Source organism: Polaribacter sp. M10, assembly GCF_054968445.1.
Genome location: NZ_JBSSBG010000002.1, coordinates 1 through 14,219 on the forward strand (window position 1 = coordinate 1; position 14,219 = coordinate 14,219).

At 31.3% G+C, this 14,219-nt stretch carries 11 protein-coding genes; 4 read left to right on the forward strand and 7 right to left on the reverse strand.

Annotation, left to right across the window (positions count from 1 at the left end; translation table 11 throughout):
* Positions 1-158: 158 nt before the first annotated feature.
* Complete coding sequence (locus ACWYN7_RS02675; protein WP_462858302.1) at positions 159-482, forward strand: helix-turn-helix domain-containing protein; 324 nt, start codon at positions 159-161, stop codon at positions 480-482.
* 126 nt (positions 483-608) lie between these two features.
* On the opposite strand, the gene ACWYN7_RS02680 is transcribed toward ACWYN7_RS02675, so the two are convergent.
* The 7 genes from ACWYN7_RS02680 to ACWYN7_RS02710 all read right to left on the reverse strand — a co-directional run bounded on the left by ACWYN7_RS02680 (position 609) and on the right by ACWYN7_RS02710 (position 10,868).
* The gene (locus ACWYN7_RS02680; RefSeq protein WP_462858303.1) at positions 609-1,790 is read right to left on the reverse strand and encodes a carboxypeptidase-like regulatory domain-containing protein; all 1,182 of its coding nucleotides are present in this window, start codon (positions 1,788-1,790) and stop codon (positions 609-611) included.
* A 164-nt stretch (positions 1,791-1,954) separates the two neighbouring features.
* The gene (locus ACWYN7_RS02685) at positions 1,955-2,695 is read right to left on the reverse strand and encodes a succinate dehydrogenase/fumarate reductase iron-sulfur subunit (protein ID WP_462858305.1); all 741 of its coding nucleotides are present in this window, start codon (positions 2,693-2,695) and stop codon (positions 1,955-1,957) included.
* An 8-nt stretch (positions 2,696-2,703) separates the two neighbouring features.
* Positions 2,704-4,716 carry a fumarate reductase/succinate dehydrogenase flavoprotein subunit gene (locus ACWYN7_RS02690; protein WP_462858306.1) on the reverse strand — a complete coding sequence of 671 codons (2,013 nt, stop codon included), beginning with the start codon at positions 4,714-4,716 and terminating at the stop codon, positions 2,704-2,706.
* A 12-nt stretch (positions 4,717-4,728) separates the two neighbouring features.
* Positions 4,729-5,406, reverse strand: coding sequence for a succinate dehydrogenase cytochrome b subunit (locus tag ACWYN7_RS02695; protein ID WP_462858307.1), 678 nt, complete (start codon positions 5,404-5,406; stop codon positions 4,729-4,731).
* Between the two features lie 180 nt (positions 5,407-5,586).
* The gene (locus tag ACWYN7_RS02700) at positions 5,587-7,263 is read right to left on the reverse strand and encodes an ArnT family glycosyltransferase (RefSeq protein WP_462858308.1); all 1,677 of its coding nucleotides are present in this window, start codon (positions 7,261-7,263) and stop codon (positions 5,587-5,589) included.
* Positions 7,264-7,344: 81 nt separating this feature from the next.
* On the reverse strand, positions 7,345-7,854 hold the full coding sequence (locus ACWYN7_RS02705) for a DUF6973 domain-containing protein (RefSeq protein ID WP_462858309.1): 510 nt from the start codon (positions 7,852-7,854) through the stop codon (positions 7,345-7,347).
* A gap of 182 nt (positions 7,855-8,036) precedes the next feature.
* The gene (locus ACWYN7_RS02710; RefSeq protein ID WP_462858310.1) at positions 8,037-10,868 is read right to left on the reverse strand and encodes a VPS10 domain-containing protein; all 2,832 of its coding nucleotides are present in this window, start codon (positions 10,866-10,868) and stop codon (positions 8,037-8,039) included.
* A 152-nt stretch (positions 10,869-11,020) separates the two neighbouring features.
* On the opposite strand from ACWYN7_RS02710, the gene ACWYN7_RS02715 reads away from it, so the two are divergent.
* From ACWYN7_RS02715 to ACWYN7_RS02725, 3 genes are all read left to right on the forward strand, one after another.
* Positions 11,021-11,287: a GlsB/YeaQ/YmgE family stress response membrane protein gene (locus ACWYN7_RS02715; RefSeq protein WP_462858311.1), complete on the forward strand. Its 267-nt coding sequence runs from the start codon at positions 11,021-11,023 to the stop codon at positions 11,285-11,287.
* Between the two features lie 145 nt (positions 11,288-11,432).
* Positions 11,433-12,755 carry a DEAD/DEAH box helicase gene (locus ACWYN7_RS02720; RefSeq protein WP_462858312.1) on the forward strand — a complete coding sequence of 441 codons (1,323 nt, stop codon included), beginning with the start codon at positions 11,433-11,435 and terminating at the stop codon, positions 12,753-12,755.
* Between the two features lie 151 nt (positions 12,756-12,906).
* Complete coding sequence (locus ACWYN7_RS02725) at positions 12,907-14,202, forward strand: aminopeptidase P family protein (RefSeq protein WP_462858313.1); 1,296 nt, start codon at positions 12,907-12,909, stop codon at positions 14,200-14,202.
* Positions 14,203-14,219 lie beyond the last annotated feature (17 nt).

Consider the following 14,219-nt stretch of genomic DNA (forward strand, 5'->3'; position numbering starts at 1 on the left):
CACATTGACTGATGGTTTTGTGTAGTATTTCTTTTTCATAGCAACTTCTTTTGCTCAAATTTGAGAAAGATTTATCAGTAATAAAAATAATTCTATGGCTGTTTTGGCATCCCTATAAATGGGGAGAGAGCTGTCTCCCTATAAATAGGGATGCCAAAATGGAAAGTAAAAAAGTGATTTTTTTAGCTTATTTTTATACTTTAAAAATTGAAATGAGAGAAAAAGAAATAGAAAAAGAGAAGGAGAGAGCAAAGGAAAAAGAGAGGCTAGAAGAGAAGTCTAAAATTATTTTAAAGCGAATTGTTAAAAGACGTAAAGAACTTGGTTTAACCCAATGGGATTTAGGAGTGCTATTAAATTTAACTTCTAGTGGTTTTTACAAAGTAGAAACTGGCAAAACAAAATTAGATACAACTCGATTGTTAGAAATTTTAGAAAAATTAGAAATTTCTCCTGAAGACTTTTTTAAAGGTTTTAAGTAAGCTTAAAACACATTAAAAAGAGGTGTTTATACACAGAAATCAACAAGAATAAAAAAACTACAAATTATCTGAAATTGATATTAGCACAATTCTTAACAAAATGAAAATTTGGTGTTATTTACTTCTCTATTTATTTGCAAACTTAAACTGATTTTCTAAAGGCACACCATAAATAGATTCTAATTGCTTTACACATTTTTTATAAAAAGAAGTTGCTGGTGGTAAACTTAAAGAATTCCATAAATCAGCATTATAAGTAAATTTTATATCACCCATATCTTTTTTAAAAACTTTATAATCAGATTTATTTACAATTTTAGAGTTGGTTTCTATACCCAAAACATACACTTCGTGCTTATAAGATTCGCTCATTTCAGGCTGGTCTGTCTTAAGTAATTTTTTTTGCAAATCAGTTAATTTCATTTTACCTCTTCTAGTTCTATTATGGTAACTTAAAACTAACTTACCATCCTTATTTTTTTTATAAATATAAACCGATTGTAAATCGGATGTTTCTACTTTATATATACCTGAAGTGTCTAAACCTACATATAGTCTTATAAACTCCCATTTACTACCTTTCTTTTTCCCTTCTAAAATTAAAATATCTTCTCCGTCATAAAAAGTATCTCCTGTTCTTTCCCAATTATAGTCTTTTACTCTAAACCCATTTCTAATAGGGTTTCTATTACCTATAATAGCCATGGGATGAAACAATAACTTCTTTTTTAAAAAACGATAATCTACAGATTTACGACCTGCTATAATTTCAAACCCACCAAATTCTCCCGTGTTTGGGCCAAAATCTAAAACATTCAAATAATGCTCAACAAGAAATCGTGTTTGTGAGTTTTCTGATGAAAAACGTCTGTACAAAACTTTTAATTGATGTTTTTTATTTACTGTATTTTTATGCAGGTTTTGAATGGCTTTTTTTACAAATTCATGTGGTTTTTTATTAGAAATAACAATTTCATCTAGTGCCATTACTGCTTCTTTAATTACAATCTTCTTTTCAGGTAGGTTTAAATAGTCTTGAACTTTTATTTTAAAGGTTTCAAAACCAATACTAGAAACCTCTAAAATATCGTTAAAATTAGCACTAGATACTAAAAGATAAAAAGTACCTTCTTCTGTTGTTGCTGTACCAATAGATTTTGATGTAATACCCACTGCAGCATAAGGAATAGGTTCATTATTTTCATCTACTACTATACCATCCAGCTTAATATTATTTTCTTGTGATAATGTTAAAAATGAAGTTGCAAAAATTAAAATAATTGTAAATAACCTATTAAAAATATTCATTAGTATTGACGTTTATTAGTTTTAGCCAATTTACAAAAAATAATATTTCATCACATAAGCAAAGAAATTCTGATATCCTTTTTAGAACATTTGAGCTAGAAAAAGGGCATAAAAAAACCCCATCTATTAAAAATAAATGGGATTCTAATTACAAAATATATACTTTAAATAGAAGCTTTCATCAATTCTCTGTTCATTCTTGCAATGTTGTCTAAAGAAATTCCTTTTGGGCATTCTACTTCGCAAGCACCAGTGTTTGTACAGTTTCCAAAACCTTCTAAATCCATCTGTGCAACCATGTTTTTAACACGATCTGCAGCTTCTACTTGTCCTTGAGGTAATAATGCATATTGAGATACTTTTGCACCTACAAATAGCATTGCAGAACTGTTTTTACAAGTAGCTACACAAGCACCACAACCAATACAAGTTGCTGCATCCATAGCCTCATCTGCTGCATGTTTAGAAATAGGAATTGAGTTGGCATCTTGTGTGTTACCAGAAGTGTTTACAGAAATGTAACCACCTGCATGCTGAATTCTATCGAAAGCAGTTCTGTCTACTACTAAATCTTTAATTACAGGAAATGCTGCTGCTCTAAATGGTTCTATAGTAATCGTATCTCCATCGTTAAACATACGCATGTGTAACTGACAAGTTGTAATACCTCTATCTGGCCCATGTGCTTCTCCATTAATATACATAGAACACATACCGCAAATACCTTCTCTACAATCATGATCGAAAGCAACAGGTTCTTCTCCTTTAGCTACTAAACCTTCGTTTAAAACATCTATCATTTCTAAAAAAGACATATGCTCTGAAATATCAGTCACTTTATAATCTACCATTTGACCCTTTGAACTTGAGTCTTTTTGTCTCCAAATTTTAAGTGTTAAATTCATCTTGTCTTTTATTTATATGAACGTTGTTTCAATTCAATATCGTTAAACTCTAATTCTTCTTTATGTAAAACAGCATCTTTAGGCTCTCCTTTGTATTCCCAAGCAGAAACAAAAGCAAAGTTTTCATCATCACGTTTTGCTTCTCCTTTTTGTGGGCCAGACTCTTCTGCAGATTCTTCTCTAAAGTGCCCTCCACAAGATTCTTCTCTTACCAAAGCATCTTTTGCAAATAATTCTCCTAATTCTAAGAAATCTGCTACTCTACCTGCTTTTGCTAATTCTTCATTATACTCTTCACTTCCACCAGGTACAGAAACATTTTGCCAGAAATCTTTTCTTAAAGCAGAAATTTCTTCGATTGCTTCTTTTAAACCTTTTTCGTTTCTAGACATTCCACATTTATCCCACATGATTTTTCCTAATTTCTTGTGGTAATAATCTACAGAATTGGTTCCTTTATTGTTTACAAAGAAATCTATTCTATCTTTTACTTCTTTTTCTGCGGCTTCAAATTCTGGAGTTTCTGTTGATATTTTTCCGGTTCTAATATCATCAGCTAAATAATCTCCAATAGTATATGGTAACACAAAATATCCATCAGCCAAACCTTGCATTAATGCAGATGCTCCTAATCTGTTAGCACCATGATCTGAGAAGTTAGCCTCACCAATACAATAACAACCAGGAATGGTTGTCATTAAGTTATAATCAACCCAAACACCACCCATAGTATAGTGTACTGCAGGATAAATCATCATAGGAGTTTCGTATGGATTTTGATCTACGATTTTCTCGTACATCTGAAATAAGTTACCATATTTAGCTTCTACTATTTTTTGACCTAATTCGTAAATTTTAGCATCAGAAGGATTGCTTATGTTCTGAATTTTAGCTTGCTCTTTTCCATAACGAGTAATGGCAGCAGCAAAATCTAAATACACAGCTTCTCCTGTAGCATTTACTCCATAACCAGCATCACAACGTTCTTTTGCAGCTCTAGAAGCAACATCTCTTGGTACTAAGTTACCAAAAGCAGGATAACGTCTTTCTAAATAATAATCTCTTTCGTCTTCAGATAAATCTGTAGGTTTTTTCTTACCTTCTCTAATGGCAATTACATCGTCCATATTCTTTGGCACCCAAATTCTACCATCATTTCTTAACGATTCTGACATCAACGTTAATTTTGATTGATAATCTCCAGAACGTGGAATACATGTTGGGTGAATTTGTGTATAACAAGGATTTGCAAAATAAGCTCCTTTTTTATGGATTTTCCAAGAAGCAGTTACGTTAGAACCCATTGCATTGGTTGATAAGAAATATACATTTCCATATCCACCAGAAGCAATAACAACTGCATGTGCAGAATGACGCTCAATTTCTCCTGTAATTAAATTACGTGTTATAATTCCTCTTGCTTTACCATCAACCAAAACAACGTCTAACATTTCGTGTCTGTTAAACATTTCTATTTTACCACGAGCAATTTGTCTGTTCATTGCAGAATAGGCTCCTAATAATAATTGCTGACCTGTTTGCCCCTTTGCATAAAAAGTTCTAGAAACTAAAACTCCACCAAAAGAACGGTTGTCTAATAAACCACCATAATCACGTGCAAAAGGTACACCTTGAGCCACACATTGATCTATAATATTTGCAGAAACTTCTGCCAAACGATAAACGTTTGCTTCACGAGATCTGTAATCTCCACCTTTTACAGTATCGTAAAATAATCTGTAAGTAGAATCTCCATCTCCTTGATAGTTTTTTGCTGCATTAATACCTCCTTGTGCTGCAATAGAATGCGCTCTTCTTGGAGAATCTTGATATGCAAATGCTTTAACATTGTAGCCTAATTCTGCTAATGTTGCAGCTGCAGAACCACCTGCTAAACCTGTACCTACAACAATTACATCTATATGACGTTTGTTTGCAGGGTTTACTAAGTTAATTTTGTTTTTATAATCTGTCCATTTATCTTTAATTGGACCTTGAGGTACTTTTGAATCTAAAGCCATTGTTATTTAAGATTAATGGTTATTAAATAAATGATGAAATAATGCGATAATGATAAATCCTAAAGGAATAACTATCGAGTATATTTTACCAAAGTTTTGTAATGCTTTTTTTCTTCCTGCAGTTGATCCCATTGATTGGAAAGCTGATGTAAATCCGTGAGCTAAGTGTAATCCTAAGAAAACAAAAGCAAGAACATAAGCACCCACTCTTAATGGACTGTGGAATTTTTCTACCAATTCATGGTAGTATCTATAACCACCATTGTGCATTCCAGACATGTCTCCAAGAACATATTTTGTGTTTAATTCTGGAATCCAAAAATCGATAAAATGTAAAATGATAAAAGCAAGAATTGCAATTCCGCTGTAAATCATATTTCTACTCATCCAAGTAGAATTTGCTGCTCCGTTGTTTTTAGCATAAGCAACACCTTGTGCTTTTCTATTTTTAAGTTCTAAAATAAAACCCATTACAAAATGAAAAACAACACCCAATATTAAAACTGGCTGTAAAGCAAATTGCACTATTGGATTTGTTCCCATAAAATGAGAAGCAGTATTAAATGCATCTTCACTAAAAAGTGATATTAAATTTACTGATAAATGCATTATTAAGAAAAACATCAGGAAGAAAGCAGAAAGCGCCATTGCTACTTTTCTTCCAATTGAAGATTTGAAAAATCCGCTCATTGTGTAGTTAGTTAAAATTGTGTCTACAAAAATAAGGCTTAAACAAATGGATAGCAAAGAAATTAAAGCGTTTTCATCTGTATTTAGAACAATTTTAAATAACCAGGTTAAACGTTTAACAAAAAAACTGAAGTGATGTTATTGTTTTTTAGTTTTAAGCGTCTATATCTAAAGTAAAATTTAAAGCTTAGTTACCATTTTTGAGCTAGTATCTTCTCTCTTATACAATACAAATTCGGTTAAGTTCTGTTCTCTTTTCTTAGGATAAAAAAACTTTAATTGGATATTTTCTTCATTATAATGTTTAAATCTTTTTTCTACTTTATAGTGTTTTAAAATTTCTTGTGTACTTACACTATCTATTAAAAAAGACAACACAAATTCTGATTTTAGGGTTTCGTTTTTAGGTAACGTTTTGTATTTAACAACTGGCGAATTTGAATAAAAATCGAACAAATTTGGAATTTTACCAATAGCAGCCACAGAGCTAAGCTTGTAGTTTTTGTTAAGGTATTCTGCTGCATAAATACCTGCTCTATAATCGCTAACTTTAGCATATACTTTTACACTGGCATATAAATTTAAAACAAGCGAGGTAAAACCAGAAAGCAAGACTAATTTAAAGGTATTGTTTAGTTTAGTATGATAAATTTTTATTGCAATAAAAACAAACATCAACATACAAAAAAAGGTAAAATAAAGATTTGTTTTAGCAATTATTGTTAAAAATATCAATAAAAAAACACCTAAAACAATTGCTAATAGTTGTGCTCCTTTTACCAATTTAACTTGAACTTTAGAAAGCGAATTATTTAAGGTATGTGCCACCAAAATAGCATAAAAAGGAAAAACTATAGAAATATAATGGGGCAATTGAAATTTTGATATCGAGAATAAAATCAGCATTAGAAGTCCGCCAAAAAAAGTATAATTTTCTGCAATATGGGTTTTTGTAAAAATGCTTTTTATTCTCTTATAAAAAGCGATGTATAGCAAAATACCCCAAGGAAAAAACGCCCACATTAGGGTATGTAAAAAGAAAAAAACATCTCCTCCTGCTCTTGTAATTGGTCCAGAATTTACAAGCCTACTAAATTGACTATCCCAAAGAAACCATTTGATGCCAGAAACTCCTTTTTTGCCAAAAACTTCTTTTTCTAGTTGACTATCAAACTGAATATAAAGCGCATAAATTTCGGGTAAAATAAAGATGAATGTTACCCCAAAAATAAATAACCATCTCCAAGAAAAAAATACGTTTAAGTTTCTTTGTTGATATATTAAGTGGCCTAAAATTCCGCCAAAAATAGGCACAATAATAAAGATTCCTTTGGTCATGATTGCCATGGCTACATAAACAGATACCAAAGTTAAATGCATTTTCTTTTTTTGATGAAAACCGGCATCAAAATGATAAATACTAGCAATAATTGCCAACATTAAATATGGTTCTATTCTACCTTCTGTACTCGCCATAAAAGTATATTGTGCAGTTGCCAACACAAAAACACTTAACCAAGCTGTTATTTTATGATAATATTTAATTGAGAATTTAAAAGTGTAAATAAACGAGCCAAAAATAGAAAGTGTAATGGGCAAAAAATACGTAAACGAACTTACGCCAAAACTTTTAAAAAAAAGCGCAGTTACCCAAAAAGGAAAATGCGGTTTATCTAACCAATCTTTATGATTGTGTATTAGCGATAAAAAATCGCCAGTGGCAATCATATGCTTACTTAATGAGCCATATAGAGCAGCATCATCGATATAAAAATCTAAAAATAAGTTATGTAAATAAACGCCAAAACAGGCAGCAAGAAAGGCAAATAAATACGGCAGTACTTTTTTGTTATTCATTTTATTTCTGATAAGAAATTATGATTTATAAAAGTAGCACCAAGCTTGTTATGTAATGTTTACCTAAAGTTTAAAATGCTTTTAATTTTGCGCATTAGATGTTATTAAACATTTATTATTTTTCCATTTACCTTGTAATTCTTCTGGTGTAATAGTTTTGTTGTTACGGGTTAAAAAATTGCCATTTTTATCTTTTTTAATAATTTTCATTTTACCTGTTAAAATGGCATTTATTACTCTAAAAATTAATCCTTTTTTAGAAACTTTACTTCCTTTAGTAATTAGCTTTATACCCTGTTCGTTATTCCATAAATCCATTTTAGACGAAATTTCATCTGGCACATAACCCTCTTCTAATTGATTCTTTTTAAAAGTAATATAATTTTCTTTTTCGTGGGCTTTGCCTAAAGTTCTTGCTGCAGATTTACCCAATTCTTGGTGCAATCTTGCCATCCAAAAGGCGTGTCTAAAAGCATCTACTTGTCCTCCAGAAACATCGCCATCTAAGACATTTGTTTTTGCAATAGAGTCTGAAATTCTTATAGCTTCTTCAGAAATTAACAATGCTTTTTTTGCCTTAAAAGGATGCAAAGCTACCCAGCTTTTTAAAGGTTTAGAGAGCTTTAGAAATTTTTTAAAATTCGATTGAGCATGTAACGAAATGCAAAAAAATAAACAGAAATAAATACTAAAAATTTTCATACTCAAAGATATAAAACCTCACAGACATTTAAGTTTGTGAGGTTTATAAAAAATAATATTAAATAAAAATTTTACTTTATTTTAAACTCGCTTTTGGCATCGCCAATTTTTACAACATATTTTCCTTTAGGTAAGTAAAATACATCATTTTGCGCTGCTTTTATATCTTCTTTTTCATTGGCTTTTTTGTATGATTTTAATCCGTTTTTAGAAAAAGTTACATCAAAAGAAAATGCATTAAACCCTTTATCTGCGTCTACAGAAATTGAGTTTACTTTTATATCATCTTTATAAATATCGACAACCGTTTTTGTTTTGATTTTTGAGTAAAAAGGAATGACTAGTTCTGGCTCATTTGCTGCTCTCCACTGACTCCAAGAACGCCCCCAATTTCTACTTTTTCTAATATCATCAATAGAAAAAATATGGGTAGATTTTGATAAAACTTCTTTGGACATTTTTTGAACAGGTGCTATATCTGCTCTATATAAACTACGTCCATGTGTCCCTACAATTAAGTGTTTTGCTGTTGGTTGAATTACCAAATCGTGCACTGCAACATTAGGTAAATTCTTGCTAAATGCATTCCACGAAGTCCCTTTATCAAAAGAAACATACAACCCATTGTCTGTACCTAAATACAACACATTTTCGTTGGCTGGATCTTCTTTAATTACGTTTACAGCAGCTGTAGGAATAGACTCTCCAATATTTTTCCAAGTTTGTCCATAATCATCAGACATATAAACATAAGGTTTAAAATCGTCGAATCTATATCCATTTAATGTTGCGTAAACTCTTTCTTTTTTGTGAGCTGATGCAATAACTCTAGAGACCCATAAATTTTGTGGCAAATTGTTCGAAATTCTAGACCAAGAACCTCCACCGTTTTTTGTAAGGTTGATGTAACCATCATCAGAACCTACGTATATCAGTCCAAATTGAAAAGGACTTTCTGAAATTGTGGTTAATGTTCCGTAAGCAACATTTCCTTTTTTACCACCAGTTGTTAAATCGCCAGAAATGGTTTCCCAATCATCACCTTGATTTAAAGATCTGTGTAATTTATTACCTCCCAAATATAAAATATCTTGATTGTGTTTTGATAATAAAATAGGAGTTTGCCAATTGAAACGATAAGGGGTTTCGCCTAAAGTATGTTTTGGTTGTATGTATTTGCTTTTACCTGTTTCTCTATTAATTCTGTAATAGTTTCCAAACTGATATCCTGTGTAAACAATATTTGGATTTCTGTCATCAACTTGCACTTGCATTCCATCTCCTCCCATAATTGACTCATATGGATTTTGACCAGATGCTTGCCATTCTTTATTTATTCTTGCATTGTTATTTGCAACCCAAACCCCATTATCTTGCAAACCACCATACACTTTATAGTTTTTTTGATTGTCTGCATACACAGCATAAAATTGACCAACTGCAGGATCGTTTAATTTAATCCAGTTTTCTCCATCATCATAAGAAAGGTTTAAACCACCATCATTACCATTTAAAATATGACCCGATTTTTTAGGATTTACCCACAAAGCTTGGTGATCTGAATGTACATTTTCTCTACTGATAGATGTAAACGTTTTTCCACCATCTTTCGATTTTATAATAGGGACACCTAAAACGTAAATTCCGTTTTCGTCTTGTAAATCCACTCTAATTTCACCAAAATAATAACCATAAGAGCTATAAACACCATTTAAAAAATCGGTGTGTGTTTTTTTCCAAGTTTTACCTCCATTTGTAGTTTTAAAAACTTCTGCTCCAATAACTGGAGTATCGAATAACATAGAATTAGCATCTTCTAAATAACTTGCTAAATCTACAGGTTTTACAGAACCAACTCTAACCATTTGTTTTACATTCTGAGCTCTGTATTTTTCTTGAAATCCGTTATTTTTTAAATACGCATTTAATTTTTTATCGTCTAATTTTAATAAATCGTCTTTAGACATGGTTTTAAAATCGTCTTTAGACAACTCACTAGAAGCTTTTTTATCTGCATCTTTTGGTCTTCTAAACTGACTGTCGTGCAAAGCATACACTGTATTTTCATTAAAAACAGCCAAACCAATTCTACCTACACCATCTCCCACAGGAAAACCACTTTTTTCGCTAATTTTTGACCAAGTATTTCCTGCATCTGTACTTTTGTAAATTGCAGAATTTTTTCCATCACCATCAAAATTCCAAGCTTTACGCTCTCTTTCCCAAGAAGCAGCATACATAATATTGAAGTTTTCTGGCGCAAAAGCAACGTCTATAATTCCTGTATTGTTATTAATAAATAAAGGATTAGACCAAGTTTTACCACCATCTGTGGTTTTAAAAATCCCTCTTTCTTTGTTTGATGAATATAAATGCCCAATAACACCTACAATAACCTCATCTGGATTATTTGGGTTGATAAGAATTCTACTAATATGATGAGAATCTAACAAACCAACATTTGTCCAAGTTTTACCTTTATCCGTAGATTTTAACATCCCAATACCAGCATAACTAGATCTTGATGAATTTTTTTCTCCTGTACCCACCCAAATTGTACCTGAGTTCCAATCTACAGCAATGTCACCAATATTTTGAGTAGGAGAATTGTCTAATACTGGTGTAAAAGTGGTTCCGTTATTATTTGTATACCACAAACCACCAGAGGCATAACCCACATAAAATTCTGTTGTGTTATTTGGGTTTACAGCAACATCTACAACTCTACCACTCATAATAGTAGGTCCGATATTTGTAAAATTGATGTTTTTAACCAACGAAGAAGTCATCATTTTAGATTTCTTGGTTAAAGATTGATGAACATCAGAAGCGCTTGTTGTTTTTTGTTGACCAAAAACAAATGTTGTTAGTAAAACGAAACTAAAGAGTAGTGCTTTTTTCATAAAAAAATGAAGTATTAGTTATTGATTGGTTATAATTTACCTGTATAAGGCTATTTTTTCGACTAAAATATTAGTTTTTAAGGACTTCTTTTAGAATTAACTGTTAATTTTTATTAATTTGCGTTTAATTAATCAATTAAATTTTATTTAAAATGGGATTATTATACACAATAATTATTGGTGCTATATGTGGTTATATAGCAGATGTATTAATGAGAGATAACGGTTTTGGACTATTAGTAAATATTATAATAGGTATTGCTGGTAGTTTTGTTGGCGATTGGCTTTATGGACAATTAGGCATAAAAATAAATGTAAACCCTTACTGGTTAGAAGACATTATAGTTGGCGCAACTGGTGCCATTGTAATTTTATTTTTAGTGGGTGTTTTAAGAGGGTCGCGTTCTAGAAGAAGATAAAATTCTAAAAAAATTACAGATAAAAAAGATGCTCTAAATGGCATCTTTTTTTATTTACGGCAAATAACAACACGAAAGCAAAAGAATCCACCTACATTTGCACTTTATTAGAAATGATGAAAAAATTGTTTCTTAAATACCATTTATGACATTTAAATCTCTAGGCTTATCAGATGCCTTTACTAAAGCAGTAGAAGAAAAAGGATACACAAAACCTTCTCCTATTCAGCAAAAAGCAATACCACATATTTTACAAGGAAAAGATGTTTTGGCATCTGCCCAAACAGGAACAGGAAAAACAGCAGGATTTACTTTGCCTGTTTTACAATATTTATCAGAAACCAAACACCCAAAATACAGACCTTTACGTGCTTTGGTTTTAACACCTACAAGAGAATTAGCCGCACAAGTTTACGATAATGTAAGAGAATACAGTAAATACGTAAACATAAAATCTGCAGTTGTTTTTGGCGGAGTTAAACCAGCATCGCAAATTGTTACACTAAAAAGAGGTGTAGATATTTTAGTAGCAACACCTGGAAGGTTACTCGATTTACACGATCAAAAAGCAGTATCTTTTAAAAGAATTGATGTTTTAGTTTTAGATGAAGCTGATAGAATGTTGGATATGGGTTTTGTAAGAGACATCAACAAGATTATAAGTTTTATGCCAGAAAAACGTCAGAATTTACTCTTTTCTGCTACTTTTTCTCAGGATATAAAAAAGCTTGCCAATGGTATTTTAAAAAATCCTGTTGAGGTAGAAACTGCACCACAAAATTCTACTGCAAAAAAAGTAACACACAGTGTTTTTAAGGTTGATAAAAAACGAAAAACAGAGTTTACTGTTAAATTGATAAAAGAGAATAATTGGAACCAAGTTTTAATTTTTACCAGAACAAAACATGGTGCCAATAAATTGACTCAAAATTTGATAAAATCTAAAATTTCGGCGGCGGCCATACATGGAAATAAAAGTCAAGGTGCAAGAACAAAAGCCTTGAGAGATTTTAAAGATAATTCCATCAAAGTTTTAGTAGCTACAGATATTGCTGCTCGTGGTTTAGACATCCCATTATTACCACACGTAATTAATTATGAACTGCCAAATGTACCAGAAGATTATGTACACAGAATTGGTAGAACAGGTAGAGCTGGTGCAAAAGGAGAAGCCATTTCTTTGGTTTGTAGCGAAGAAACTGAATATCAAAAAGAAATAGAAAAACTGCTCAAGGAAGAATTAAAATCTACAATTGTTGCTGGTTTTGAACCTACAGAAACTACTGCACCTAAAAGAGCGGCTACACAAAAAAAAGGTTCTTTTAAAAAGAAAAATAATACTACAAACACAAATACTTCATCAACTAAAAAACCGAAAAGAAAACCTCGTTTTAGAGGTGCTAATTCGAAAAATAATCCTGAAAAAGGCAGAAGAAATAGTAGAAATCAAAGAAATGAAAAAAGCTAAATTTATTCATTTTTTTGAAATAGTTTTAAGGAATTTAGTGTCTTAAAATGTTTTGTAATTAAAACAAAAAGTATCAATAATTGATAATAGCTCAACTTTATCTATAGGTTTATATTAGTATATTTGTGTCTCTTTTCAATATTGTATACTTATGAAATATCATCCTATAGATTCCGCTTTATTTATTAAAAACCGTAAAAACTTTATGGCGCAAATGCTACCTAAAAGTATTGCTGTTTTTAACTCTAATGACATTTATCCTATAAGTGCAGATAGCACAATGCCTTTTGAGCAACATAGAGATATTTTTTATTTAAGTGGTGTAGACCAAGAAGAAAGCATCTTGTTACTTTTTCCTGATTGCCCAAATGAAGAGTTAAGAGAAGTGCTTTTTGTTAGAGAAACCAATGAGCATATTGCCATTTGGGAAGGTGAAAAATTAACTAAAGAAGCTGCATTTACAACTTCTGGCATTAAAACTGTGTATTGGTTGCAAGATTTAGAAAAAATACTTTTCGAAATGAGTGCCTATGCAGATCGTTTTTACATTAATACTAACGAACATTATAGAGCCTCTGTAGAAACAGAAACTCGAGAAGATCGATTTACAAAATGGTTATTGGCAAAATATCCTGCACATTCTGTGGCAAAAAGCAATCCTATTTTACAACGATTACGCTCTGTTAAAGATCAAATTGAATTGGATTTAATGCAACAAGCTTGTAATATTACCGAAAAAGGTTTTAGAAGAATTTTAAACTTTGTAAAACCAGGAGTTTGGGAATATGAAATTGAAGCAGAATTATTGCACGAATTTGTAAAAAACAGATCTAAAGGTTTTGCATACACACCAATTATAGCATCAGGAAATAATGCCAATGTTTTGCACTATATAGAAAACAATCAACAGTGTAAAAGTGGGGATTTAATTTTGTTTGATATTGCTGCAGAATACGCCAATTATAAAAGTGATTTATCTAGAACTATACCTGTTTCTGGAAAATTTTCTGACAGGCAAAAAGCCGTTTATAATGCCGTAAATAAAGTGAAAAAAGAAGCTACAAATATGTTAGCTCCTGGAGTTTTATGGAAAGAATATCATATAGAAGTTGGTAAAGTAATGACGTCAGAATTGTTAAATCTAGGTTTATTAGACAAGGCTGATGTGCAAAATGAAGACCCCAATTGGCCAGCTTATAAAAAATATTTTATGCATGGTACAAGTCATCACATTGGTTTAGATACCCATGATTATGGTTTACTACACGAACCTATGCAAGCCAACATGGTATTTACTGTAGAACCGGCTATATATATTCCTGATGAAGGTTTTGGAATTCGTTTAGAAGATGATGTTGTAATTCAAGAAAATGGATCTCCATTTAATCTAATGCAAAACATACCTATTGAAGCAGATGAAATTGAGGATTTAATGAATCCATCTTAAAAAAAGATAAAAACAAA

Bases quoted from the DNA above. Each gene is read 5' to 3' on its own strand.
- ACWYN7_RS02675 (WP_462858302.1), top strand. From the start codon at position 159: ATGGAAAGTAAAAAAGTGATTTTTTTAGCTTATTTTTATACTTTAAAA.
- ACWYN7_RS02680 (WP_462858303.1), bottom strand. From the start codon at position 1,790: ATGAATATTTTTAATAGGTTATTTACAATTATTTTAATTTTTGCAACT.
- ACWYN7_RS02685 (WP_462858305.1), bottom strand. From the start codon at position 2,695: ATGAATTTAACACTTAAAATTTGGAGACAAAAAGACTCAAGTTCAAAG.
- ACWYN7_RS02690 (WP_462858306.1), bottom strand. From the start codon at position 4,716: ATGGCTTTAGATTCAAAAGTACCTCAAGGTCCAATTAAAGATAAATGG.
- ACWYN7_RS02695 (WP_462858307.1), bottom strand. From the start codon at position 5,406: ATGAGCGGATTTTTCAAATCTTCAATTGGAAGAAAAGTAGCAATGGCG.
- ACWYN7_RS02700 (WP_462858308.1), bottom strand. From the start codon at position 7,263: ATGAATAACAAAAAAGTACTGCCGTATTTATTTGCCTTTCTTGCTGCC.
- ACWYN7_RS02710 (WP_462858310.1), bottom strand. From the start codon at position 10,868: ATGAAAAAAGCACTACTCTTTAGTTTCGTTTTACTAACAACATTTGTT.
- ACWYN7_RS02715 (WP_462858311.1), top strand. From the start codon at position 11,021: ATGGGATTATTATACACAATAATTATTGGTGCTATATGTGGTTATATA.
- ACWYN7_RS02720 (WP_462858312.1), top strand. From the start codon at position 11,433: ATGACATTTAAATCTCTAGGCTTATCAGATGCCTTTACTAAAGCAGTA.
- ACWYN7_RS02725 (WP_462858313.1), top strand. From the start codon at position 12,907: ATGAAATATCATCCTATAGATTCCGCTTTATTTATTAAAAACCGTAAA.